Annotated in this window: 24 protein-coding genes, 2 tRNA genes and 1 pseudogene; 15 read left to right on the forward strand and 12 right to left on the reverse strand. The window is 39.0% G+C overall.

Translation table 11 applies throughout. From position 1 onward, the window contains the following. Positions 1-34 precede the first annotated feature (34 nt). Positions 35-679, reverse strand: coding sequence for an LON peptidase substrate-binding domain-containing protein (locus HBH39_RS07910; RefSeq protein WP_167677150.1), 645 nt, complete (start codon positions 677-679; stop codon positions 35-37). 63 nt (positions 680-742) lie between these two features. Then, positions 743-1,267, reverse strand: a complete 525-nt coding sequence (locus tag HBH39_RS07915) for a lipocalin family protein (RefSeq protein WP_167677152.1) — start codon at positions 1,265-1,267, stop codon at positions 743-745. A gap of 193 nt (positions 1,268-1,460) precedes the next feature. Between HBH39_RS07915 and HBH39_RS07920 the strand changes: the two genes are divergently transcribed. Next, the gene (locus tag HBH39_RS07920; protein WP_167677154.1) at positions 1,461-2,411 is read left to right on the forward strand and encodes a chemotaxis protein CheV; all 951 of its coding nucleotides are present in this window, start codon (positions 1,461-1,463) and stop codon (positions 2,409-2,411) included. Between the two features lie 17 nt (positions 2,412-2,428). On the opposite strand, the gene HBH39_RS07925 is transcribed toward HBH39_RS07920, so the two are convergent. Both HBH39_RS07925 and HBH39_RS07930 read right to left on the reverse strand, forming a co-directional pair. Next, positions 2,429-3,091: a hypothetical protein gene (locus HBH39_RS07925; RefSeq protein WP_167677156.1), complete on the reverse strand. Its 663-nt coding sequence runs from the start codon at positions 3,089-3,091 to the stop codon at positions 2,429-2,431. An 88-nt stretch (positions 3,092-3,179) separates the two neighbouring features. Beyond that, positions 3,180-3,539: a DUF2750 domain-containing protein gene (locus HBH39_RS07930; protein ID WP_167677158.1), complete on the reverse strand. Its 360-nt coding sequence runs from the start codon at positions 3,537-3,539 to the stop codon at positions 3,180-3,182. Between the two features lie 204 nt (positions 3,540-3,743). Between HBH39_RS07930 and HBH39_RS07935 the strand changes: the two genes are divergently transcribed. The 5 genes from HBH39_RS07935 to HBH39_RS07955 all read left to right on the forward strand — a co-directional run bounded on the left by HBH39_RS07935 (position 3,744) and on the right by HBH39_RS07955 (position 7,293). Beyond that, positions 3,744-4,925 carry a lytic murein transglycosylase gene (locus HBH39_RS07935; protein ID WP_244325789.1) on the forward strand — a complete coding sequence of 394 codons (1,182 nt, stop codon included), beginning with the start codon at positions 3,744-3,746 and terminating at the stop codon, positions 4,923-4,925. A 92-nt stretch (positions 4,926-5,017) separates the two neighbouring features. Continuing rightward, complete coding sequence (locus tag HBH39_RS07940; RefSeq protein ID WP_167677160.1) at positions 5,018-5,500, forward strand: FKBP-type peptidyl-prolyl cis-trans isomerase; 483 nt, start codon at positions 5,018-5,020, stop codon at positions 5,498-5,500. A 150-nt stretch (positions 5,501-5,650) separates the two neighbouring features. Next, on the forward strand, positions 5,651-5,878 hold the full coding sequence (locus HBH39_RS07945) for a DUF3389 family protein (protein ID WP_167677162.1): 228 nt from the start codon (positions 5,651-5,653) through the stop codon (positions 5,876-5,878). Between the two features lie 18 nt (positions 5,879-5,896). Beyond that, positions 5,897-6,589, forward strand: a complete 693-nt coding sequence (locus HBH39_RS07950; RefSeq protein WP_244325762.1) for an alpha/beta hydrolase — start codon at positions 5,897-5,899, stop codon at positions 6,587-6,589. Positions 6,590-6,843: 254 nt separating this feature from the next. Next, positions 6,844-7,293, forward strand: a complete 450-nt coding sequence (locus tag HBH39_RS07955) for an Hsp20 family protein (RefSeq protein ID WP_167677164.1) — start codon at positions 6,844-6,846, stop codon at positions 7,291-7,293. A 120-nt stretch (positions 7,294-7,413) separates the two neighbouring features. On the opposite strand, the gene soxR is transcribed toward HBH39_RS07955, so the two are convergent. After that, positions 7,414-7,875: a redox-sensitive transcriptional activator SoxR gene (gene soxR / locus HBH39_RS07960; protein WP_167677166.1), complete on the reverse strand. Its 462-nt coding sequence runs from the start codon at positions 7,873-7,875 to the stop codon at positions 7,414-7,416. A 111-nt stretch (positions 7,876-7,986) separates the two neighbouring features. On the opposite strand from soxR, the gene HBH39_RS07965 reads away from it, so the two are divergent. Beyond that, entirely contained in the window at positions 7,987-8,403 is a 417-nt protein-coding gene (locus HBH39_RS07965) for a VOC family protein (protein ID WP_167677168.1), read from the forward strand. A gap of 65 nt (positions 8,404-8,468) precedes the next feature. On the opposite strand, the gene gap is transcribed toward HBH39_RS07965, so the two are convergent. Together gap and HBH39_RS07975 are read right to left on the reverse strand one after the other, a co-directional pair. Continuing rightward, positions 8,469-9,479 (reverse strand): type I glyceraldehyde-3-phosphate dehydrogenase, encoded by a 1,011-nt coding sequence (gene gap, locus HBH39_RS07970; RefSeq protein ID WP_167677170.1) that lies wholly within the window; start codon positions 9,477-9,479, stop codon positions 8,469-8,471. A 188-nt stretch (positions 9,480-9,667) separates the two neighbouring features. After that, a complete protein-coding gene (locus tag HBH39_RS07975; protein ID WP_167677172.1) occupies positions 9,668-10,510 on the reverse strand; it encodes a DUF2989 domain-containing protein in 843 nt (280 codons plus the stop codon). A gap of 203 nt (positions 10,511-10,713) precedes the next feature. Here HBH39_RS07975 and HBH39_RS07980 point away from each other — a divergent pair, with 203 nt between their 5' ends. The 3 genes from HBH39_RS07980 (at position 10,714) to HBH39_RS07990 (ending at position 12,571) form a co-directional block, all read left to right on the forward strand. Beyond that, positions 10,714-12,150, forward strand: a complete 1,437-nt coding sequence (locus HBH39_RS07980) for a glyceraldehyde-3-phosphate dehydrogenase (RefSeq protein WP_167677174.1) — start codon at positions 10,714-10,716, stop codon at positions 12,148-12,150. A gap of 218 nt (positions 12,151-12,368) precedes the next feature. Continuing rightward, positions 12,369-12,444, forward strand: a tRNA-Gly gene (locus HBH39_RS07985). A gap of 41 nt (positions 12,445-12,485) precedes the next feature. Next, a tRNA-Leu gene (locus HBH39_RS07990) sits at positions 12,486-12,571 on the forward strand. 251 nt (positions 12,572-12,822) lie between these two features. Here the strand turns inward: HBH39_RS07990 and HBH39_RS07995 are convergent. From HBH39_RS07995 to HBH39_RS08015, 5 genes and pseudogenes are all read right to left on the reverse strand, one after another. Further along, a complete protein-coding gene (locus HBH39_RS07995; RefSeq protein ID WP_167677177.1) occupies positions 12,823-14,418 on the reverse strand; it encodes an ABC-F family ATPase in 1,596 nt (531 codons plus the stop codon). A 212-nt stretch (positions 14,419-14,630) separates the two neighbouring features. Then, positions 14,631-15,248 carry a carbonate dehydratase gene (can, locus tag HBH39_RS08000; protein ID WP_167677179.1) on the reverse strand — a complete coding sequence of 206 codons (618 nt, stop codon included), beginning with the start codon at positions 15,246-15,248 and terminating at the stop codon, positions 14,631-14,633. A 189-nt stretch (positions 15,249-15,437) separates the two neighbouring features. Beyond that, positions 15,438-18,119: an MlaD family protein gene (locus HBH39_RS08005; protein ID WP_167677181.1), complete on the reverse strand. Its 2,682-nt coding sequence runs from the start codon at positions 18,117-18,119 to the stop codon at positions 15,438-15,440. Then, a complete protein-coding gene (locus tag HBH39_RS08010) occupies positions 18,106-18,702 on the reverse strand; it encodes a paraquat-inducible protein A (protein WP_167680016.1) in 597 nt (198 codons plus the stop codon). The genes HBH39_RS08005 and HBH39_RS08010 overlap by 14 nt, the downstream gene beginning before the upstream one ends. Before the next feature lie 58 nt (positions 18,703-18,760). Continuing rightward, positions 18,761-19,392, reverse strand: a pseudogene (locus HBH39_RS08015) (paraquat-inducible protein A). Positions 19,393-19,578: 186 nt separating this feature from the next. Here HBH39_RS08015 and HBH39_RS08020 point away from each other — a divergent pair. The 5 genes from HBH39_RS08020 (at position 19,579) to pepN (ending at position 25,973) form a co-directional block, all read left to right on the forward strand. After that, the gene (locus HBH39_RS08020; RefSeq protein ID WP_167677183.1) at positions 19,579-19,863 is read left to right on the forward strand and encodes a YebG family protein; all 285 of its coding nucleotides are present in this window, start codon (positions 19,579-19,581) and stop codon (positions 19,861-19,863) included. Between the two features lie 67 nt (positions 19,864-19,930). Then, positions 19,931-20,389 carry a GAF domain-containing protein gene (locus HBH39_RS08025; RefSeq protein ID WP_167677185.1) on the forward strand — a complete coding sequence of 153 codons (459 nt, stop codon included), beginning with the start codon at positions 19,931-19,933 and terminating at the stop codon, positions 20,387-20,389. 265 nt (positions 20,390-20,654) lie between these two features. Beyond that, on the forward strand, positions 20,655-21,275 hold the full coding sequence (gene proQ / locus HBH39_RS08030; protein WP_167677187.1) for an RNA chaperone ProQ: 621 nt from the start codon (positions 20,655-20,657) through the stop codon (positions 21,273-21,275). Positions 21,276-21,295: 20 nt separating this feature from the next. Continuing rightward, complete coding sequence (gene prc / locus HBH39_RS08035; protein WP_167677189.1) at positions 21,296-23,347, forward strand: carboxy terminal-processing peptidase; 2,052 nt, start codon at positions 21,296-21,298, stop codon at positions 23,345-23,347. A gap of 67 nt (positions 23,348-23,414) precedes the next feature. Next, on the forward strand, positions 23,415-25,973 hold the full coding sequence (gene pepN, locus HBH39_RS08040; RefSeq protein WP_167677191.1) for an aminopeptidase N: 2,559 nt from the start codon (positions 23,415-23,417) through the stop codon (positions 25,971-25,973). The last annotated feature ends 37 nt before the right edge of the window (positions 25,974-26,010 follow it).

Consider the following 26,010-nt stretch of genomic DNA (forward strand, 5'->3'; position numbering starts at 1 on the left):
TGGATAGGATCAAAATAAGTTTAAATTAAAAAATTTATTTTATGATATCTGAAATCAAAGATTGCGCCATTTTGTGGTCATCACTATTAATGCATTGATATTTTTCAGATGGCTTAAGTGGAATAATTTCCAGCCAGCGTTGGCAAACCCAAGCTATGTCATCAAAGTTGTCATCATGATAATGAGCTAAATGTTGGGGGTATTGGTTGAGTAAATCTTTCAGTGTCTCACTAAGCATTTTTTCTTCAGCTTGAGTGATGGTTTTACTCTTTTGTTTTTTATTTACAATCAGTTTGTTATTGGTTTTCCCTGTTGTGGAAGCCATATCTGAGGACAATATTTTTGAAATTGACATTGACGGCCAACTGGCTAGCATCTTCACTTGCGCCCGTTTTAATCCATCATGTTCTACTGCTATGGACTCAATAACAAATTTTTGCTCGCCATAGATAGTAATTCCTAATAGGCCATCTGCTAATGTTTCAAAGTCAGTTATTTTACATAAGGTGCCAATTGGCAAAATTGATTTTTTATCATCACTTATCATGCATAAGCCAAAGCCTTGGCCACTTTTGAGTGATTCAGTCACTAACCGTTTATAGCGAGGTTCAAAGATACGAAGTTGACTATATCCCTGAGGCAGTAAGCACATTGATAAGGGGAATATGGGGATGTTCATAACAAGCCTTATATGATTGAATTTAATATAATTACTTACGATTTCATGCGGCTATTAGTTCAATTAATTTGTGTGTTTTACCCAAATAATGTCTGTTTGATTAATACTTAAGTTATCAAGCTTCTGCATGAAACGTTGCCGAACGTCTGCTGGTAAAGTTTTATTTCGAGATAAAATCCAAGCATAAGAATTGTTTGGTCCTATCACCAAAGAATCGGAATAGCTGCCATCTTCCTGTATCACTAAGTCATGAATTTGATAGGCACCGTAAAATGGGCCAAAAAATGATACTTTTAGTAAGCCTTTGTTTTCTTCTTCAATGAAATAGGCTTTTCCGATTGCTTGGTCCCATTGATTTGAAAAATGATTGAACCCTTTATTGGTTACAATCACTTTGTTGTCTTCTAATTGATAATTTGCTGTAACCTTATCCATACCTCTTTCGAAAGAATGGTCTAATCTTGCAATTTCATACCAGTTTCCCATGTATTGTTTGACATCAAAGTTATCAACAACACTGACTTTGTTATCAATTACAGTGCAAGCTTGCAATGTAAAGAGTGTCAAAATACAAACGAGATGACGCATAGTTTTTCCTTAACGTTGTGATTAATTGGGTTAATGTTTTGTTGGCATTCATTACGTGCATTTGGCCTATTTAGATCTACAATTGTGAGTGTATAAGTCATTCATTGAGAATATTTATGTTTATAATGACGCTATACACTGTATTTCTAATAAGAGTTCGTTCTGTAAGAGGATGAACAGGTGGTAAAGTTTAATGAAAAAAGTGCTTGATACTGTTGATCAACGTACCAATTTGGTGGGTGAAAATCGACTAGAATTATTGTTATTTAGAATCAATTCAACCCAACTTTTTGCCATTAATGTGTTTAAGGTAAAAGAAGTGGTGAGAGTACCTCCTATGTCGGCTATGCCGGGTAGTAACAACAACATCTGTGGTGTTGCTAATATCCGTGGTACTTCAATTCCAGTGATTAATTTACGCAGTGCAATTGGATTTTCGCCACTTCCAATTACCGAAGACTGTAATTTAATTATTACCGAATACAACCGCAGTGTTCAGGGGTTTTTGGTGGGTAAAGTTGAACACATTGTCAACATGACTTGGGGCGATATTATGCCTCCTCCAAAAACTGCAGGTAAGCATAATTACCTAACAGCGATCACTAAATTAGAAGAAAATGGACTTTCTCAACTTGTGTCTATCATTGATGTTGAAAAGGTGCTCGCTGAGATTATTGATTATGATATTCGTTTATCAGATGGCATCCTTGACGAAAGCCTTACAGATAAATTAGTCGGCCGTAAAATATTAGTTGTTGATGACTCAAGCACTGCACGAAAGCAAGTCAGAGAAACCTTAGGTCAATTAGGGCTTGAAATTATTGAAGCATCAGATGGTTTACAGGCATTGAACTTACTACAGTATTGGCTCGAGCAAGGCAAAGATGTGGCCAGTGAACTGTTAATGATGATTACTGATGCAGAAATGCCTGAAATGGACGGCTACAAGTTAACCTCAGAAGTAAGAGCAGATCCTCGAATGGCGTCGCTATTTATTACCTTAAATACTTCACTGAGTGGCAGTTTTAATAATGCTATGGTCGATAAAGTGGGTTGTGATGCCTTTATTTCAAAATTTCAGCCTGACTTATTGGTGACAGAGGTTCAAAATAGGTTACGAACACTTTTAGCTGCATCGTGCTAAACACATACTTGTTGTACTTAATTATCTAAATCCTCAATCAATTCATTGAGGATTTTTTTATGCATACTTGGTGTAACACCGATGTGTAATCTTGCTAATTTGACCGCATGTCCAAACTTTTCTTTACCTAATAAATTCACAAGCTGTTGTAAAAATAGTTCATCAACACCAAGTACTTGCACATAATGTTTAATGGCTTTATTGATATGATTAAAGGTTAAATCGTCAAATTCGAATGCAAGGGTGTTCGTGTTAGCATATAAGGGATCATTTTCAAGCACTTGGCCATCAATACTTAGTTGCCAACCTTGAGCATTTACCCTTTGTTGGGCAATTTGGAACATCATCCAAGCACTTTTTTTAAAGCCACCAAAAATTTTGCAATCAAATTCAGATTCGGCTAATTCTTGTTCAGTCCAATTAATACCAATGGCGAGATCTTTGCGGTAAATGTGCATTAATTGATCTTTTACTGCGGCACGACATTCCCAAATAGAAGTTAATAAGTGTTTATTTGCTAGCCCCTGACATTCTTTGCAAGCTGGGACGCTTAATGATGGGTGCGGCGTATGAGACATGCGCCAATAGTTGACTTGAGTATTGCAAGGTTCTTCACAAAACCAGCATATGTGTCTTTTTTCGAAAGGAATATCAACTAAGGTTGGCGTCTGACATGTCATATTGATTAATTAGATAAATTAAAATAAAAACAAAAGGGTAGCTATAAAGGCTACCCATTTGAATGGTGATTTGATTTAATCGGTATAGTTACTCAGATTCAATATCAACTAGGCTTTTAGCAAGAATAATTGGATCAATCTCAAAGCATTCTTGCTCAGCTTCCCAATTGACACCAATCATAACGCCATCATCATTTAAATCACCCACCCAATACTCGAGAAAGTCGTTTAATGAAATACTCACGGCTTGATAATCAGCCCACTCTTCAGTGCAATGGCTTTTAGCTGCTTGCTCTGTTGACCAAAGAGGCATGACATCGGTTTCTTCATATTCAGATGAGTCGCAAACGACCCAACCTTCACCCGTTTCGTCTTGAAGACCCCAAACAACTTGATGCTCTTTTACATTTTCAATGAAGTTTTCTAACGCTGGGTTTTGTTCAGTCATGATGTTTCTCTTTAATAAGGATTAAAAATCAAGATCATTATACTTTATGAAACTCTAAGCGAAAGGTTTTATTCAAAATCAGTTATTTTATCGATTCAGACCCTTGTGAACTTGGACAGTATCAGTCACGATATCTGTCACTTATTTCCTTTTATGATTGGGTGCCACTTGAGTCGTATACAAGTTTGTTCTATCGCGCCAGCCATGCTGATAACATTCACTTTCTCTCAACATGTTTATGCTAATACTGATTTTGAGCAGTGCGTCAGTCAGCTTCAGGTTAAAGCCAAACAGCATGGTATTTCACAAGCCACCATAGATACCACTGTGGCTAATTTAAGCTTTGTTCCTCGTGTGATTGAGTTAGATCAACAACAACCTGAATTTACCACCACATTCAAAGATTACTATGAGAAACGCGTGACAGATTGGCGGGTAAAAGAAGGTCGAAAATTATTTGCAACGCATCGCCAATTACTCAATAAGTTGACACAACAATACGGTGTACCGGGTCAGTATGTTATTGCCTTTTGGGGCTTAGAGACAAATTATGGTAGCTATAAAGGTAAAATGTCAGTACTCAACTCGCTGGCAACGCTAGCCTGTGACCCTCGCAGAAGTGAGTACTTCACCCAAGAATTAATGCAAGCTTTGACATTAAAAGAGCGATATCAATTCAGTGATGATCAAATGGTGGGTTCGTGGGCTGGTGCGATGGGGCATACCCAATTTATGCCAACTAATTATCTTAAATATGCCGTAGATGGTGATGGTGATGGTAAAGCCGATTTATGGAACAGTACTGCCGATGCCTTAACTTCAGCAGCAAACTTTTTACAGCATTTAGGTTGGCAAGCTACTGAGCGCTGGGGAAGGGAAGTACTGTTGCCAGATAATTACGATTTTGCTCATCTTGGCAAAAATGCTGCCCAACCTTTGAGTCAATGGGCGAAGTTAAATATTAAACAGGTCAATGGGCAACCGCTTCCTACCCCTGACATGAATGCCGCATTATACGTACCAGCAGGGCACACAGGACCAGCATTTTTGGGCTATGAAAATTTCAATGTCATCATGCGTTGGAATCGTTCAGAGTTTTATGCCATTGCGGTGGGCAAGCTTGCCGATCAAATTAATGGTGCAACAGGTATTGTTAAATCAATACCTGCACATAGACGTTTAAACAGAGCGACAGTGACAGAATTACAACAAAAGCTAAATGATGCTGGCTTTGAGGTTGGCAAACCCGATGGTATATGGGGCAGTAATTCTGTTGCTGGTTTGCAAGCTTATCAACGTCAACAAGGATTAATTGCAGATGGATACCCTGATCAAACCACTTTTGATAAATTAGGAATCAAGATTAACGGATTGCCGCAGCAATAAGCATTTGATAAGCTCACGCCACATTTAATGTTTCAGTATTGTTTGAATTAATACTTTGTACTGAGATAGACAGAATTTAAAAAGGAAAAACAATGGTCATTCAAGACGATATGGTTGTGCAATTTAATTACACATTGCGCGACGAAAAAGGTGACATAATTGAATCGAATGAAGGCCGCGATCCTATTGCCTACCTTCATGGTCACGATAATATGATGCCAGGGATTGAAAATGCTATCGCAGGGAAAGAAATTGGAGCCAAATTTAGTGTCACTCCTGCACCGGCAGATACTTATGGTGAGCGTCAAGAAGGTGCTGAACAACGTGTTTCGGTAAAGCATTTAGTCGGTGCTAAAGTTTGGAAACCTGGTATGGCAGCTATGGTACATACTGATCAAGGTCAGCGCCAAGTGACTGTGCTGAAAGTGGGTAAATTTATGGCAACGGTTGATGTAAATCACCCACTTGCTGGTCGTGAACTGACATTTGACATTGAGGTTGTTGGTGCGCGTGACGCTAGCGATGAAGAAATCGCCCATGGTCATGCCCATGGTGTTGGTGGACATCATCACTAGGTTGTAGTGTCGGTTTAGCTGTGTCTTCCCTCGGCTAACAATACTAAATGTTGTTGGTTTTAAGTTTTTTATTTATCCCAAAGCGTTGGCTTGAGTCTGTCACTTGAGTGGGGGTTTTGGGATTAATTATATCAAGATAGTCATCTGATTATGGTTCTCGAATTCTCTCAAGGTAAGTTCATCATTACTCCTAATGAAGTTCAATGCCGAATTAAGCAAAGCTCTATTGTGTTGAGTGCAGCGATAGAAGATATCAGTTGCTTTCATTCTGGTTTTGTCATTGCGGCAGATGCAGCCACTGTAAAATGGAGTATTCGTTTAGATACCGCAGCACAATTTGAACAATTATTACAAGAGACAGGCATACAAGCTCTGTAACCCAAGGATATGCAAATAATGTCTGATTTAACTTCCAGTACGTTAGATTTAATGAACGATGCTATTGTGGTTGAACCGAATACCACAGCAACAGCCTGTGTGATTTGGCTTCATGGATTAGGTGATTCAGGTGCTGGATTTGCACCTGTTGTCCCCGTATTAGGTTTATCTGCAAATCATAGTATTCGATTTATATTTCCACATGCACCTGAACAGGCTGTTACTATTAATGGTGGCTATGTAATGCGCTCATGGTATGACATTAAAAGCATGGACTTACATGACCGAGCTGATATTCAAGGGGTTTTGGCATCAGAGCAACTTATTAAGCTGTTAATTGAACAGCAAATTGCGGCAGGCATTCCAGCTAATAAGATTGTGTTAGCAGGATTTAGCCAAGGTGGAGTGATGAGCTTATTTACCGGTTTACGCTTTAGGCAAAAACTTGCTGGTATTATGGCATTGTCATGTTATCTGCCAAATGGTGAAGTGTTGCCAGAGAGTCTTGCTATTGAAAATAAATCCACACCTATTTGGCAAAATCATGGTGAGCAAGATGATGTTGTTCCTTTATATGCGGGGAAAATGGCTAATGAGGCCTTAAATGCTGCTGGGTATTCCACGGTTTGGAAAACTTACCCTATGGCTCACAGTGTTTTACCTAATCAATTATCTGAAATTGGCCAATGGCTAAGCAAGGTGCTTAGTTAAAACTCGTTATTGATGTTAACCATTAAATCAAAATGACGTTATGGCAACTTAGGTTGCCTTTTTAATTTTTGAAATTTTTTTAATACATAGACTTGAAAAAACATTTTGCATCCGCATATCTAATTTGTAGCAGGCACAATGTCAGATCCGCTCGAATGAGGTTTCTTAGTTTGTTACTCACTGCGCTGAAAGGGCAGTAGCGAATGCCAATAGTGGCTTAACTTTTACATATTGCTTTAGACAAGGATATGATTATGCGTAATTTTTCTATTTCTCCAGATTTAACTCCTCTATATCGTAGCGCCATCGGTTTCGACCGTTTAGCTAAACTCGCTGAACAAACGGCTGCCAATAATGGTAACAATGGTTACCCTCCTTACAATATTGAATTGCTTGGCGAAAATCGTTATCGCATCACAATGGCTGTGGCTGGTTTTGCCATGGAAGAGCTTGAAATTACCAGTGAAGGCGAAAAACTATTAGTAAAAGGTAATAAGAATCCAACAAAAGATGAGCGTAAATATTTACATCAAGGGATAGCTGAACGAGGTTTTGAAAGAAGCTTCCAACTTGCTGATCATGTCAAAGTGATAGGTGCTGAACTTGAAAATGGCTTGTTAGACATTGATTTGGTTCGTGAGATCCCTGAGGCGATGAAAGCGCGTAAAATTGAAATTACTCGTTCTCGTTTAGTTGAAGGTTAAAACTGAGTAGCCTTGTTCTCCAGTCTTCCCATTAGATGAATATTTACATCCGGGTTAGCCGCTATAATTGATTGTTTTATAGCCAATCAAATTGAGTTGCTAACCCCTTTTTCATTATTGCTAGCCATTTTTACTCTTATTTTCAATATTTTTCAGTAATACTGCGCCTTTTCCCAAGGCTTGAAGTTTATCGTTAGCATTATAGATTGGGCAACTGCTCATTGATAAGCAACCACAGCCAATACATTCTTCAAGTGAATTGCGCAAATCTTCCAATGCTGCTATCCGTGCATCTAACTTGGCCTTCCAGTTGAGTGACAATTGGGTCCAATCATCTTTGCCTGGGGTTCTTTGATTAGGAAGCTGACTAAATGCTTGTTGGATCTCCTGCAGACTAATGCCAAATTGCTGCGCTGCTTTAATCACAGATACTCGCCTTAATACATCGCGTTGATATCGGCGTTGATTGCCCGCGTTACGCAGAGACTTAATCAAGCCTTTTTGCTCATAGAAATGTAAGGTAGAGACGTTAATTCCGCAGCGTTTTGCCACTTGGCCTACCGTCAATTCGTATTCTTGCATCGCATGGCCCCACTTTTAATAAAAATAAATAAAACTCTTTACCTCAAGTTAACTTGAGGTTTTATGCTGTGTTTAGTTTACAAACAATCATGCAAATCACAAGGAAATAGTATGTATTTAGAACATCTCAATTTAGTGGTGAAAGATCTTCAAAAGTCGCTCTGCTTTTATCAAGCAGCCATGCCTCATTGGCAGGTAAGGGGTGGTGGCGAATCAGTATGGCATGGGGCAAAACGCAATTGGATCCACTTTGGTGATGATTATCATTATTTGTCATTGAATGACTCAGGTACAGGCGTAAACCGAGAGTTAGTGTCTAACGATATTGGTTTAGGGCATTTTGCCTATGTAGTGAACGATCTAGATGCGTTAGTGGCCCGCTTAAAGGATGCTGGCTTTGAAGTAAGAATTTGGGGCGGAAATCAACCCAATGCCAAAAGTGTTTATTTTATAGACCCAGATGGCTACGAGGTAGAGTTTGTTCAATATTTATCAGACATTCCTAGTGAGCGAAATCAGTACCTTTAAAATGTAAAAGCGTGATACAAAAATGCCGCTTATCAAAAGCGGCATTTTTAACACAATGGGCTTAATTACTTAGCGTTCATTAATGCAACTGTGTTATCTAACATGCGGTTACTGAAACCCCATTCGTTGTCATACCATGCCATTACTTTAACCAAACGACCATTAACACGTGTTTGTGTCGCATCGAAGTTTGAAGAGAATGGGTTGTGGTTGAAATCGATAGACACTAACGGTTCTTCGTTAATCGCTAATACTTCACATAATGGAGAAGCTTTAGCTGCATCAGCAACGATTTGATTAATTTCTTCTGCAGTAGTATCACGTGATGCTAAGAAGGTTAAATCAACTAAAGACACGTTTACCGTTGGTACACGTACTGCTAAACCGTCAAATTTACCTTGTAATTCAGGTACCACTAAACCTACTGCTGCAGCAGCACCGGTTTTAGTTGGGATCATCGACATTGCTGCTGCACGAGCACGACGTAAATCAGTGTGGTATACATCTGATAAACGTTGGTCATTAGTGTAAGCATGAATAGTTGTCATTAAACCTGATTCAATACCAACGGCATCACTTAACGGTTTTGCAAATGGCGCTAAACAGTTAGTAGTACATGATGCATTTGAAATAACCGTCATATCTTTGGTTAGTACATCTTGATTAACACCATAAACTACCGTCGCATCAACATTTTTACCTGGTGCAGAAATAATTACTTTTTTTGCGCCAGCGTTCAAATGTGGTTGAACAGACTCTTTAGAAGTGAAGATGCCGGTACATTCGTAAACAACATCAACATTTAGTTCAGCCCATGGAAGCTTAGCAGGATCACGTTCTTGGAAAGTTAAAATCTTGTCACCATTAACGTAAATTGCTTCATCATCATGATCAACTTTAGCGTTAAAACGACCATGTACAGAATCGTACTTGGTTAGATGGGCGTTAATTGACGCGTCACCTAAATCGTTTAAGGCTACGATTTCGATTGGGTAATCTTTTTCGCTTTCATATAAAGCGCGTAACACATTTCTACCGATACGGCCATAGCCGTTAATTGCAACACGGATAGTCATCTCATATCCCTCAATGAAAAAAAATTTGGTGGCACGTCTTTCGCCTAGTAGTAAAATTACCAAATTGGCTGTGTTCGTCAAGTGAATTCCATCAAAACTGGTGTTTTAGACAGCGAATTTACGTATTTTTTTTACATTTTTGCCTTTGTGGTTAAAGTTTATACATAAAATTGAAAGTACACTAAGCATCAATTCTTTTTATCTTCTAGCAAAACAGCACTTTCACTATTAGAAAATCGGTTACCACGGATGTCATCAATTAAAGCAGAAGCCTGACTATCTAATGAGGTGGCAAGTGACATATTTGTGCCAATTAAACTCAGAAGTTGAGAACTATCCAGCTTTTCATCACCAATCAAGCTATAAGCTTTGGTAAAAATGTAAACATATTCAAAGTTTTGTTCTTGTTGATAAAGCGAAGCAATAGCCAGTAACCAATCTGGATTAAATTGTTCGGTATCTACGGTATCAAACAAGTATCGATAGATATGTTTAGCTTCATTTGGCGAGATGCGTATGTAGTGCGCACCAAGCTGTGCCAAAATATCGATATCATAAATCATGCCAGCTTTGTATTGGTCAATCACAATTTGTAATGACGCTTGATCATTAAAGCGGATCCAACGGTAATAGGCTAGATATACATCATTATTGTTTTTAGTAAACTCTTGCAACTCAGATAGGTTTTGAGTACTAACTGCATAAGCTCTTTGTCTATCACTGGTACGCTGGGTATTCAAAACATGTTGAACACCTGCCGCTAGCTCAACACATTGGCTGTAGTTTTCAAGGTAGATAAGGTGCTGGAATAACTGCTTACCTGATGGACTTTCGGTATTTTTTAATTGTAAACGGTGCAGAATTAAATCTGCTTTTTCAAATCTACACCAACTATCTCGATGCAAATCTGCACAAAGTTCAGGATTATTTTTACAAATAACGTCGCTATTTCGGTCATTTTCACAGCCAAAAAGGCCAAAAAAAGCACCAATAAAAGTAAATGATGTAATTATTACTAGATTTCGGTTCAAAAGGGGCTCCGTGGTGCTAAATTGTCTAATAAAATTACATATTTAGCGAAAATTTGTTACTGGCGAAATGCTGCGTATTTCATTACAATGTCGCCGACCTAGCAGGCCAAATGCCCTAAAATAAGTTAATTATTGGCCTTTTCTTTTTGTTACTCAAACCTTTCTGAAAGTTTTTAAAGAAAAGTGAGATAAAGGAACCCTACATGAGCGCAGATAAACATCTACAAAGTTGGCAAGAACGTTTTGAAATGGCCGAAGCAATGCAACCATTGCTGGGGAAACTCTACCGTAACCAAGGTGTTGAAGTGGTAGTTTACGGGAAGCCATTATTAAACGCATCGACGATTGAAATCATTAAATCACATAGATTGGTACGTCGTCATGTAGGTGAAAAATTACGTTTACGTGAAAGTTTCCCGTTCGTTCAAGCACTTAGTAAACTTGCCGTGAAGCATTGTAAAGTTGATATCGGTAAGTTAGCAATCAATTATTGGCGTGATCATAGCGATGGTTCGCAAATTGAAGCTTACATGGCTGCTGAATTATCTTTAGGTATTAACCATGGTGATGATACACCAGCCCGAGATGTGGTGCTTTACGGTTTTGGTCGTATTGGTCGTCTTTTAGCCCGTTTGTTAATTGAACGTACCGGTAAAAGTAATAAATTATGTTTACGCGCTATCGTGTTACGTGGCGGCAAGAAAGGCGATTTAGAAAAACGCGCCAGCTTATTGCGTCGAGATTCAGTTCATGGACCATTCAATGGTTCTGTGGAAGTAGATGAAGAAAATAACGCTATCATTGCAAACGGTACTTACATTCAAGTGATTTATGCTAATTCACCTGATCAAGTTGATTACACCAAATACGGTATCAAAGATGCTTTAGTTGTTGATAATACTGGCATTTGGAAGGATGAGGCCGGTTTAGGCTTGCACCTAAAGAGCCCAGGCGCATCCAAAGTATTACTCACAGCACCTGCAAAAGGTGCAATTAAGAATATTGTGTACGGTGTAAATGAAAACGACATTTTAGCTGAAGATGTAATTGTGTCTGCAGCAAGTTGTACGACTAATGCTATTACGCCGGTTTTAAAAGCAGTAAACGATAAATATGGTATTGAAAATGGTCATGTCGAAACCATTCACTCTTATACTAATGACCAAAATCTAATCGATAACTATCATAGTGCCGACCGTCGTGGTCGAAGTGCGCCATTAAACATGGTGATTACCGAGACTGGGGCAGCCAAGGCGGTATCTAAAGCATTACCTGTGTTAGAGGGTAAGCTAACCGGAAATGCTATCCGCGTTCCAACACCAAATGTGTCAATGGCGATCATTAGTGTGAATTTAAATTCTGAAACAAATCGTGATGAGTTAAATGAATATTTAAAAGACATCGCATTGTTATCTAATTTACAAAATCAAATTGATTTTACTGAATCAACAGAAATTGTATCAAGTGATTTAGTTGGCTCTCGTTATGCAGGTGTTGTTGATTCGCAAGCGACTATTGCACAGGGCAAGCGTGCCATTTTATATGTATGGTATGACAACGAGTTTGGCTATAGCTGCCAGGTAGTTGGCGTGATGCAAAAAATGCTTGGTTTAACGACTTTATCTTTACCACAAAGTTAATCAGTTAACTGTGTGACAAAAGCACCCTTGTGTGCTTTTGTTGTTTTCAAAAATAAAAAAAGTCGCGATTTGAATGTTTAAACAGCAATTGAGCTTAAATTTAAAAATATTCTAACTTTATTGATTGACAGTTTAAGCCAAATCGGTAGAATGCCAATCCGCACTCAGGGGAACTTAAGCCGTCAAAGCTGAATTAGCCCAAGTGCAATAAAGATTCAGCGACATTAGCTCAGTTGGTAGAGCGATACCTTGCCAAGGTATAGGTCATCGGTTCGAACCCGATATGTCGCTCCAAATTGAGTTTGGATTGTAAGTTACGATTTGAACAACAGTTTGCCCGAGTGGTGGAATCGGTAGACACAAGGGATTTAAAATCCCTCGCTGAATAAGCGTGCCAGTTCAAGTCTGGCCTCGGGTACCATTATTAAGCTTGCTTGCAAGTGATGGATAAAAAAGCCTCGACATTAGTCGGGGCTTTTTTATGTCTGTAATTTGAGTTAGCTTACTTCTGTCATTGCTATTTTTTACAAGCAATGACATTAACAGTGTTTGTGTTTCATTGGCGATTAATATTATGACACATTGATAAAAAGGCCTGAGACAATTCATGTTTCAAGCCTTTTATTGTGTTAATCACTTAAATGCTTCACTGGTTATCAGTAAAATGGCGACTTAACTTGTAAGCGGATTTTGGCTAGCAAGGTATTCATCAAATGTACCTTGGAAATTGATTAATTTGTTATCTTTAACGTCAATAATACGCGTGGCTAGTGATGAAACAAATTCTCTATCGTGACTGACAAATATCAAGGTTCCTTCAAACAGTTTTAACGCCTGATTGAGGGCTTCAATCGCTTCCATATCCATGTGGTTTGTTGGCTCATCCATGACAAGCACGTTAATGTCCATCATCATAAGTTTGCCAAATAATAGGCGGTTCTTTTCACCACCTGAGCAATTGCGAACTTTTTTGTTGGCATCATCCTCGGTAAATAACAAACGTCCTAGCATACCGCGCACCATTAAGTCGTTATGCTTGGGTGTGCGCCATAATGACATCCAATCAAATAGACTCATGTCATTGTCGAAATCAGCGCTACTGTCTTGTGGGCAATAACCAATCGCTGCATTTTCAGACCACTTAATACGGCCTTGATTATGAGGTATTTCGTTCACTAAACAGCGAAGCAGGGTGGTTTTACCAACGCCGTTCTCCCCAATAATGGCAAGCTTTGAGCCTGCTTCCAAAATGAGGTTGCCATGTTCAAATAATACTTCATCAAAACCATGACCTAATTCTTCTATAACCAGAGCTTGGCGGTGAAGTTTTTTACTTTCAGTAAAGCGAATCGAGGGGCTTAAGCGACTTGATGATTTAACTTCATCTAATTTAATTTTATCCATTTTTTTTGCGCGAGAGCTGGCTTGTTTTGCCTTAGATGCATTGGCTCCAAAACGGTTAACAAAATCTTGTAACTCATCAATTTCAGCGCTTTTTTTCGCATTACCCGCAAGCAGTTGCTCACGCAACAAACTTGATTGCGCTAGGAAGTATTCATAGTTACCGGGATAGATCCGTAGCTCGCCATAATCAATATCAGCCATATGAGTACAGACCGAGTTTAAGAAATGGCGGTCATGTGAAATAATGATCATGGTGCATTTACGTTTATTGAGCTCTGTGGCTAGCCAACTAATTGTATGAATGTCTAAGTTGTTGGTCGGTTCATCTAATAGTAATATATCAGGGTTAGCAAATAGGGCTTGTGCGAGTAATACACGTAATTTCCAGCCCGGCGCAACCTGTTGCATTAACCCAAAATGAAATGACTCTTCAATACCTGCTTCTAATAATATTTCACCTGCACGACTTTCGGCTGTGTATCCATCCATTTCGGCAAACTGACTTTCAAGATCGCCAACACGCATGCCGTCTTCGTCTGTCATATCAGCTTTGCTATAGATGAAATCGCGCTCTTGTTTTACTTTCCAAAGCTTAACATCACCCATGATCACCGCATCAACAACACTATATTGTTCAAAAGCAAATTGGTCTTGGCTAAGTGTGCCCACTTTTAAACCCGGTGAAATGGAAACATTACCTGAGGTTGGTGCGAGTTCGCCACTGAGGATTTTCATGAAAGTGGATTTTCCACATCCATTGGCACCGATTAAGCCATATCGATTGCCGTGTCCAAACTGAGCAGAGATGTTTTCAAACAATGGTTCAGGACCAAATTGCATAGTAATATTTGCGGTAGAAATCAAAGCAAGTTTCCAAATGAGTGCTACAGAATATATTGACAGAAGGCTAGGTTTAGCGTTGTGAGAATAAGACTGATACCAAAGAGTATTGAGGGCGCGGATTATACAGGTAAGAGGTTAATTGTCGATTTAAAATGAGATGTCACAATTTAACCGAATAAGATTATAAAACCGAGAACAGCTAAGTTTCTATAATCTTATGGCTATTTAGCAAGTTATTTTGTCGCGTTTATCGCGGTTTCACGATCAATCGTGACATCCAAATCGGTGAGTAGGCCATTATCGATACCGTATATCCAACCGTGAACCGACACATTTTGGCCTCTTTCCCAAGCTTCTTGTACGATTGTTGTTGATGTCACGTTGGCGACTTGCTCGATAACGTTCAATTCGCACAAACGATTAAATCTTTTGACGTCATCTAGTGAATCTAGTTCTTCGTTGTGTAAGCGGTAAATGTCGCGCAGATGCCCTAGCCAATTGTCAATTAAACCTAAACGTTTGGTGCCCATGGCTGCTCTTACGCCACCACAACCATAATGACCCACAACCATAATGTGTTTTACTTTTAACACCTCAACCGCATATTGGAGTACGGATAAACAATTTAAGTCAGTATGAATGACCATATTGGCAATGTTGCGATGAACAAACACTTCACCTGGCAGTAAATCAATGATTTGATTAGAGGGTACTCGACTATCTGAGCAGCCTATCCATAGGTATTCAGGGTTTTGTTGTTTTGCGAGTTTTTCAAAAAAATGCGGGTCTTCTTTACTGATCCTTGCGGCCCAGTTCCGGTTATTGTCGAAAAGCGGTTTAAGCAGTTTCATTATTGCTCACATGAAATAGGGATAATCTGTATATGTCAGCTAATACAGTATGTAATAGCTGGCGAGTATACCAGTAAAGGTTAGCAATCTGGTCTATCCAATCCCACAGTTTATAAAATTTCAACTTGAGATTAAAAAATAAAGCGAGATATGGCCTATCTCGCTTTTAAAAATCATTGAATTGTGTGGTTAGCGGCCTGACTGATCTGACTGATCTGACTGATTAGGTTGCCAAGATTGCCATTCTTTTTTCATTCGGTTTTGCAGCTTAAACTCACTTCCGTTGGTGATCTGATTACTTGCTGAAGTAATTTCTTCAGTAACAACCGAAACGCCACCACTTAGCAAGGTTTCCAAAGAGCCTGTTTCAATGTGTGCGCCTGAAAAAATGCCTACTTCTAACTCAATACCAGAGGCGTCCCAAAATTGACTGCTATTATTGACTAAGTGTTTATATTCGTTGCGAATATGTGCAAACATTAGCACTCTTTGGCCTGAGTTTGACAGGTTATAGCCATCTATTTGACCAATCGCTATGCCGCGATAAAAGATGGGAGTACCAACTTTAATAGAACCTAATTGTTTGTCTATTAAGGTAAAATTGATGGCATCTTTGGGTCTATTGGCGTCATATTTTGCAGATTGCAGCGCGGTAAACTGTGTTGCCAAAACATCATCTTCACCGGGTATTACACCAATATAAGCACCAGTGATTAAGGTTTCAGCATCTTTAATGCCTGACAGTGATATTTGTGCATCAACGACAAAGTATTCACTATCTTGTTTGCTAAAGTGCGTAGCATATTCACCATAGAGATAAGCCTTTGCAAGTTGTGAGGATAGATCTTGGTTGAGTTTAACTTGTTGAATTTCTCCTACCTGATGACCTTGATAGCGAATAGCTGTTTTGGGCGATATTTTAGCGTTAGCTGGAAGAGTTAATGTGATCGCCTTTGCTTGAGTCAATGCAAGGTGTTGTGTGTCATAAAGCTGTGATGATGCCATAAGGGCATTTGTTGGCTCAGCCTTATTAATTAAAGCCTCCTCAAGAAATCCTAGTGAGATACTGCCTTTAATCACGCCAACTAAAGGCGCCATATTAACTTCTATTCCGGCCAGACTGGCATTTACACTCACTGCATCATTGCGCCAAAATACCGTGTTTTCTTTTAGTAATTGGCTAAATTGTTTATCTAATGCCACATATAAAGCAAAGTTATCTTGGCTGGGTTGCCATTCGACGTTAGTGATTTCGCCAATAGCCATTTTTTTATAGTACACAGGTGAGCCGGCAGATAAACCTGCTCCATCGTGACTTGTTAGCACAAAGTTTAACTTTTGAAGGTCATTAAATTGTTTTTGTGCGCTGGCCATACTGTCATAAAGCTTGAACTTATCACCTTGTTTTGTTAAAGATTTTGTTCTACTTGGTACGAGTGTCACTGCGCCTTGCATAAGGGTTGATAAATCGCGTGTTTCAAAGGTTACCCCCTCAAGCGATGCATCTAGTTTTACTGCCTGCTCGGCAATGAAGTAACTGCCTTTGGTAATTAAAGGGATAAACTCAGGGAAAATTTGAGCTTGATATTCAACAGCAGAAAAATCTTCACTAAGTTGGGTTGCAACAATTTTACCAATTGGCAGTTGCTTATAACGCACATCTGCACCGAGGCTCATGCCGGTATGTGTGTCTGTTGTTAAAGTAATGGTTAACTTTTGTTTGCTTAATAAATCAGGCTCCTTAGTGGTTAATTCAAAACTGTCTGGAAGAGGGTGCTCTGAAGTACCAGGTAAGAGATTGATGACATTCCCCGTCACTAAGCGCGATAAGTTTTTTACACCTGCCAAGGAAATATCTGCACCGGCTATCCAAAAACGACTGTCTGCAGTGATTAGCGTTTTATATTGATGATCGATGTTGGCAACTAAAGATACTCCATCGTTGGTCAGTGATATTTGTTGTATGTGACCTACATTAATACCGCGATAGACAATGTTGGCGTTTTCGCTAATATCTTCAGCATTAGCTAAATGTAAATTAAATTGAAATCCACCTAATGCGCTTTCTTCATCGGCAAACAAGTTAAAAGTATCGCCATTAACGGCTTTTTCCATTTTACTGCCAGTATCAAAAGCAACTCCGCCGGCTAATATGGACGCTAAGCTCTCAGTATTCACTTTAATTCCCGCCAATGACGCGTCAATTTTGAAGCCGGAGACATTCCAAAAACGTGAATCTTTATGAACTAAATGGGCATATTGTTCTTGAATGAAAGCACTAATAATGACTTTTTTACTGCCTGATAAACGATAGCTTACTATGCTCCCAACTGGTATTTGTCGATAAAATACGGTCGAGCCTACGTCAATTGAGCCAAGTTTTGCCGAGTTGAGCTCTATAATAATCCCCTGACTACCTGGTGTAATGGCAGGAGCTTCACGCTGTGCTTCAAAATTTGTGGTCGATTTTCCTTCACCTGGTTGGATGGCAATATAGTTACCAGAAAATAAGGTTTCAAGTCCTTCAACCCCTGTGATGCTGGCTTTAGGTTTAACTAACCAAAACTGGGTTTCTTGGTTTAAAAACCGATCTGCACGGTAATCCATGGTGACCTTAACATCGACACCATCTAAATCTTTATCAATACTTACATCAGTGACTTTGCCAACGGTTAAACCTTGGTATTTGACTAAGGTTTTACCAATATCAATACCCGCAGCACTAGGAAAGTGAATGCTAATTTCAATACCTGCTTCTTTATAGCTTTTTAGCCCAAGCCAAGCTCCAAGAATCAGTGCCACAATTGGCAGTAACCAAATGGGTGAAAAAAGCTTCTTTTTAACAATTTTTGGCGATTCAATTTGTGTCATTATGTGTTTCCAAACGGTCCCAAAGTAAGCGCGTATCTAAAACTTTTGCAGCAAGTTGAGTTAACAAGATAACCAAAGCGAAGGCGGTTGCAGCAGGGGCTGGTTTTGCATCTAACAACTGCCCCATATTGACTAACGCAACCGTGATAGAGATGACAAATAAATCTAGCATAGACCAACGCCCAATCCACTCGATAATATGAAAGCCTACCATCATTTTTCTTTTTGATATTGGTATTCTAAAACTGATAGCGGTTAAGTAGATAGCTAGACCAATAATTTTTAACCAAGGTACCAATATACTGGCGGTAAATACAATAATCGCAATTGGGATCATGCCGGTATGAATTAGATGTGCAATGCCACTAAAAATGGTGTCATTGGTAACAACACCCCTATTCGTTAAGATGGTGATGGGGTAGATGTTGGCTAAAACGAGTAAAATAGTTGCTGTAACTAATAACGCCCAACTTTGTTGAACACTGGCATAGTGTCTGGCAGTGAGTTTAGTCCCACAACGTATACAGTTATCTGAGCTGAGATGATTAATTTTTCGGCACACTGAGCATAAACAAATGCCCATTTTAAAGCCTAAAGGTGCAGTTTGAGTAATCTCTTCTAACGGTTGAGCAATAGACGGTTTATTTTCGGTCATCAATAAAACTCCACATGTGCTCTAAATTGTATTCTCGCTGTAAAAATAAAATAACCAAAAATAAGAAGGTAAAACTCAATGACCCCATACTAAAATATACATCAGCAAAATCAGAAAGTTGGAAGGCGGAAACCAGGAAGCTGATCACATAGATCTCTAACATGGTCATTTGTGAAATTAAGCCATGGTTTTTGAGTAAACTACGATAAACTTGTTGCCAAAAGGCTGATGTTAACTTGAGTTTTAAAATAATAATTTGAAATAAAACCGACATTATTAGTAAGGCGGGGCAATAACCGCAGCCACTAAAACAGCCACTCCAACAACCCAATAACCCAGTTCCCATACTGCTATTGCAGCCCCTACAACCGTGGTAGTTCTTATGCTGCCCAGAAAATGGATTTCAAGTACAGGTAATAAATTGGCTGGAATAAAAATGATTAATGCTGCAATACACAAGGCAAGCATGCCATTAACAGAGCAATAGGGTGTGTCGTAGAGGGCTGTGTGGCATCGCGGACAAAGTGCACGAACGTTAGAAGGTAACGCTCGTTTGCGAGTTACCAAATCACACGACCGACATAGCATTATAGCGTTATATGACTTTTGCTCAGACATTATTATTATCTTGTTAGGATGAATAGTCTCAAATTGAGGTATTCATTATACTTATATTTACAAATTAGATTAGCCCTCTAACGTAAAATATTAACTAAATGAATGTTTTTGTCGTTATTCTCTTGCTTAATTGACTAAAAATATGTCAACCTTTGCACTGTATATAAAAACAGTGGAGATGAATTCATGGCAGTAATTACCCAATTTGTCGTGGTAAGAGAAGGGGTTGAAAAGATGACTTTTACATCCAAAAAAGAAGCCGATGCTTACGACAAAATGCTAGATATCATTGATAACCTCGTGCCTTTTTTAATGGACTCAGATGTTGAACTTGACGAATCAACCAGTGAAAAACTTGCTTTCTATCTTGCAAGCAAAAAAGATGAGCTAACTAACTTGCTAAAAGGTGGCACAACCGTTAAAGCTCCTGCAGACCCTAAACCCAAAAAGAAAGCCACTAAACAAGATTAACTTTATTTTCTCAACTTCTAAAATCGAATGATAAGTTGAGCCAAATTGTTGTGTTAAAGGAATAAAAATGAAAACCGAGTTCTACCAAACTTTAGTGCGTCAAGTTGAAGCCTTGATATCTGGTGAAGATGATTTAATTGCTGCAATGGCTAATTTCTCTGCCTTAATCAATGATAACCTTGATGATTTAAATTGGGCAGGTTTTTATATAGTCAAAAATGACCAATTAGTTTTAGGTCCTTTTCAAGGCAAAGTCGCTTGCACCAGAATTGCAATGGGTAAAGGGGTATGTGGCACTGCTGCTGCAACTAATACCACACAAAGAGTGGCCGACGTACACCAGTTTGAAGGGCATATCGCTTGTGATTCTGCCAGCAACTCTGAAATAGTTGTGCCTGTCCATCAAAATGGTAAGGTCATCGCGGTGCTTGATATTGATAGTCCGTTACTCGATAGATTCGATGAACAAGATCAACTTGGGATTGAATTACTCGTTAAACAGTTTGAAACATGCTTATTTGGTTAAATAGCCATCAATTATGACTAAATGATTGTCGCAATCGCTGCCATGAGCTTTATAATAGGCAGCTAGAGCTAAATTACATTTCATTGTGAGTTGGCAATATTTTATACTAGTGATGGCACCAGTTATTTTGTTAAGGTTTGTGTCTAGACCTTTAGCTCTGCAACTGTTAGTGCTAATTTGTAGGTTAAGTGTTAAAGCTTAGCAAATGATGAACGACTTCAAGCAATAAAGCTGAAAAGTCCCTTTATTTAACGTGGAAGTAAAAATGGAATCAACAGACAAGTTGACCGACACCAACGCAATTTTAGCGTTTTTATACGAAACCTTTCCAGCATGTTTTATTGCTGAGGGCGAAACTAAGCCTTTAAAAATTGGTTTATTTCAAGACTTGGCTGAACGGTTAGCTGATGATTCTAGAGTAAGTAAAACACAATTACGTGTTGCGTTACGTCGATACACAAGTAGCTGGCGCTATTTAAAAGGTGTTAAAGCAGGTGTTCAACGTGTTGACTTAGATGGCAACGATTGCGGTGAGTTAGAGCAAGAACATGTCGATCATGCTCAAGCAACCTTAAAAGAAAGCCAAGAAAAAGCAAAAGCAAAGCGTCTTGCTCAAGCGCCTAAAGTGGTCGCTAAAAAGCCTGCTAAAAAAGCACCGGCTAAACGCCCAGCAGTCAAAAAAGACCGTCCAGTAAAAACGGTTGCTCCTGTTGTGAATTTAGTTCAAGCTAAAATGGAAGAACTTTCTACTAATCAACGTGTTAATGTTAAGCTTGGTGCATCTCCAGTTGCTGGCACTATCACCGACATCAAGAAAGATGATGTGCATGTTCAGTTAGATACTGGCTTGACGATCAAAGTACGTGTAGATCACATACTATTATAAATTTAAGGAGTAACTTGTTGATGCGAAAACTTACCTTGGCTGCGTCAATTGCCAGTTTATTTGTCGGATTTTCGGCATGGGCAATTTCACCAACTATTCAAATCAGCGAGTTACCCAAGCTAGCCCAAGAACCGCAACATCAGGTTGCCAGCAAACGTGTAACCAATTTATTTACTCGAGCGCATTATCATCGGTTCGATTTAGATGATGCGTTTTCAGAACAAATATATGCCCGTTTCTTAGAACAGCTGGATTTCCGCCGTAATGTGCTTACTCAAGCCGATATAGATAACTTTAATCAGTATCAACATCAATTTGATGACATGGTTAAATCAGGCGATATCTCACCTGCATATAAAATGTTTGATTTAGTACAAACCCGTCGTTACCAGCGTTTTGCTTATGCCCTAACTTTACTTGAAAACGAATTTGACTTTACTCTTGCAGGTGATGCTTATGAGTTTGATCGTAAGGATGCGGCGTGGCCAAAAGATGAAGCTGAAGTTAACGAACTATGGCGCCAGCGCGTTAAGTATGATGCGTTAAACCTTAAGTTAACGGGAAAAAAATGGGATGAGATTGTTGAAATCTTATCAAAGCGTTACAACAATGCGATTAAACGTTTAAGTCAAACCAAAAGTGAAGATGTATTCCAAAGTGTGATGAATGCCTTTGCTAGAACGGTTGAACCTCATACCAGTTATTTATCTCCACGTAATGCCGAGCGTTTCCAAATGGAAATGAACCTAAGCCTTGAAGGTATTGGGGCGGTTTTACAAATGGATGATGATTATACTGTTATTAAAAGTTTAGTTGCTGGTGGCCCAGCTGCTATCAGTGAAAAATTATCACCTGAAGATAAAATTGTTGGCGTTGGTCAAAAAGATAAAGAAATCGTTGATGTAATTGGTTGGCGATTAGACGATGTCGTCGAGCTGATTAAAGGACCTAAGGGCAGTGAAGTTGTCTTGCAAATTTTACCTAAAAAAGGCGGTGCCAATGCCAAGCCATTTGAGGTAACCATTGTCCGTGACAAAATTCGTCTAGAAGATCGAGCTGCAACGTCAAAAATTATCGAGCCATCAGATGGCGAATACGCTAACCGTAAAGTCGGCGTAATTCAAATTCCTGGTTTTTACATGAATTTGTCTGAAGATGTCGCAAAAGAATTAGTTAAGTTAAAAGAAGCGAATGTTGAAGGGGTGATCATCGATTTACGTGCAAACGGTGGTGGTGCATTAACGGAAGCTACCTTATTAACAGGCTTGTTTATCGATATGGGCCCAGTGGTGCAAATACGTGATGCTAATGGTCGAATAAACCAAAACCGCGATAATGATGGTAAAAGTGCATATGATGGTCCATTAACTGTGATGGTTGATCGTTACAGCGCTTCAGCTTCTGAAATCTTTGCCGCAGCTTTGCAAGATTATGAGCGTGCATTAATTGTGGGTGAATCAACCTTTGGTAAAGGCACAGTTCAGCAACATAAAAGCCTTGGTCGAATTTATGATATGTACGACAAACCGATTGGCCATGTTCAATATACCATCGCTAAGTTTTACCGTATAAATGGTGGTAGTACGCAGTTAAAAGGGGTGACGCCAGATATTCGTTTCCCAAGTGCGCTTGAGCCTGGAGAGTATGGTGAGTCTGAAGAGAAAAATGCCTTACCATGGGATAAAGTACCCGTTGCACAATATGGCACCTTGGGCAATATTACCCCAGAACTGGTTAGTCAACTTGATGTAAAACATCAAAACCGTATCAAGTCAGATGTTGAATTCAGTTATATTTATCAAGATATTAGCGAATTCAAAAAACATCATAATGATAAAACGATATCGTTAGTTGAGAGTGAACGTCTAGCTTCCCGTGAAGATGATGACAAACGTGCACTCGATAGAGCAAACGACCGTCGAATTCGTCAAGGATTAGAGCCTGTAAAATCTCTAGATGATATTGAGGATGATAAAGATGTCACAGTGCCGGATCCATTTTTAGATGAAACAGCATTGATCACCCTCGATATGGTCGATGCAAAAAAATTAGCTAAAAACAACGCTAAATAGTTTCACCAGAACAATATAAAAACGCGCATTAGCGCGTTTTTTGTTATAAAAATAAGCAGGAAATATTATGTCGCAGAATCAAGCTAAACATTTAAAAGACTATAGCGCACCACATTTTTCCATTAGTGATATTGATTTAAATGTCATACTTGATGGCGAAAATACTCAAGTGATAGCCAATAGCCATATTAAGCGTAGTCATGATCATCAATTTGATTTGGTATTAGATGGTGAGCAGCTTACCTTGAAGTCAGTTAAATTAAATGGCTTACCTTGTGAGTATCGTCAAACTGATTCGACTCTCGTTATTACTACTGATGAAAAAGAATTTCAGCTTGAAATTATTACTGGGCTAAACCCTGAAGCTAATACTAGCTTGGAAGGGTTATATATGTCGGACGGTGCCTATTGCACTCAATGTGAAGCAGAAGGTTTCCGTCGCATTACCTACTTTTTAGATAGACCTGATGTATTAGCAAAATATACTGTGCGTATCGAAGCTGATAAAGCACAATTTCCGTATTTATTAAGTAATGGTAATTTAATTGAACAGGGCGAAATGCCACGCTCAGGAAGGCATTTTGTACGCTGGCAAGATCCTTTTCCAAAGCCAAGTTATTTATTTGCTTTAGTGGCTGGTGACTTTGATTTACTGGAAGATAAGTTTATAACCCAATCTGGTCGAGAGGTTAAGTTACAAGTTTTTGTGGATAAAGGTAACTTACATAAAGCGGGTCACGCCATCGAGTCGTTGAAAAAGTCAATGAAATGGGATGAAGAGCGCTTTAATCTTGAATATGACTTAGATATTTATATGATTGTCGCGGTTGATTTTTTCAATATGGGGGCAATGGAAAATAAAGGTCTTAATGTCTTTAATACCAAATATGTACTTGCTGATAAAGCCAGCGCAACCGATGAAGATTATCACGGCATTGAATCGGTCGTCGGCCACGAGTATTTTCATAATTGGACTGGTAACCGAGTGACTTGTCGTGATTGGTTCCAATTAAGCTTAAAAGAAGGCTTAACGGTTTTTCGCGATCAAGAGTTCAGTTCTGATATGGGTTCTCGTGCAGTTAATCGTATTCATGCCATCAAGGTAATGAAGAACCAACAGTTTGCTGAAGACTCAGGGCCAATGTCGCATCCAATTCGACCCGAATCTGTTATTGAAATGAATAATTTCTATACTGTTACGGTATACGACAAAGGTGCAGAAGTTATCCGGATGATGCATACCATTCTTGGTGAACAAGGCTTTCAAGCTGGGATGAAATGTTATTTTGAACGTCATGATGGGCAAGCCGTAACCTGTGATGATTTTGTTAATGCAATGGAAACCGCCAGTGGCATCGATTTACAGCAATTTCGTCGCTGGTATTCTCAAGCTGGCACGCCGATTGTCACTGTAAATGAAACATTTGATCCACAATCGGGTCAATACAAAATTGAATTAAAACAAACGGTGTCGAGCCAAGGTGTGAAAGGGCAAACACTGCACATTCCTTTTAGTATCGAGTTATTGGATGCGACTGGCAAGTCGAAGGTAAATCAAGTACTTGATTTTACTAAAGCCAGCCAATGCTTTACGTTTGACGGTTTTACAAGTATGCCTGTTGCGTCTTTGTTACAAGATTTTTCAGCGCCAGTTAAACTGGTATACGATGTTAATTTTGATCAATTAGTACATTTAATGCGATTTGCTAGCAGTGAAGTCGCTCGCTGGGAGGCTTCTGTCCAATTGTTTAGCCAAAGTGTTTGGCATAATGTCGCACAGTTGCAAGATAAACAATCAATGATGGTGGATTCAAGGGTTATTGAAGCATTCCGTGGGGTGATATTAAGCGATGAGCTGGATCATGCGCTTATTGCTGAAATTTTAACCTTAACTACAGCCGCCTCATTAATTGAACAAGTTGACCATGTTGATTTAGATGCATTACAGATAGCAAGAGAGTTTGTTATTGAGCAAATTGCATCGGCTTGTGAAGATGAGTTGATTGCTCGATATCGTGAATTAAGTGATAAAGACTGTGCACCACAACGGGCATTCAAAAACGCGGCATTGCTTTTACTTGCTACAGTGTCAGATGAATATGAGCAGTACGTTATTAAACAATATCAAAATGCAAGCAATATGACTGATAGTCTAGCTGCGCTTAAAGCCGCGACACAAGGGCAGTTTGCTTGCTTACCAATGTTACTAGCCGATTTTGAATCTAAATGGAAGGATACGCCATTAGTGATGGATAAATGGTTTATGTTACAAGCGGTTGCCAATGATGCCGATGTGATTAACAAGATAAAATCATTGACGCACCACAGCAGTTTTAGCTTTGCAAATCCTAATCGGATACGCTCATTGATTGGCGCTTTTGCTGCGGCGAATACTTATCAGTTTCACCGGAATGATGGTTTGGGTTATCAATATTTAACATCTATTCTAATTAAGTTGAATAAATCTAATCCACAGGTCGCCTCACGAATGATCACGCCGTTAATTCAATTTGCCAAGTTTGATCCACATAGACAAGATCTGATGAAGCAAGCGTTAGTAACATTAAGAGAACTACCTGATTTATCGAAAGATCTATACGAAAAAGTTGAAAAAGCGTTAAAGTAAACGAATTATCTTAACTTTTATAAGGGAGAGCTTGCTC

This window comes from Shewanella aestuarii (assembly GCF_011765625.1).
GTDB classification, from domain to species: Bacteria; Pseudomonadota; Gammaproteobacteria; order Enterobacterales; family Shewanellaceae; genus Shewanella; species Shewanella aestuarii_A.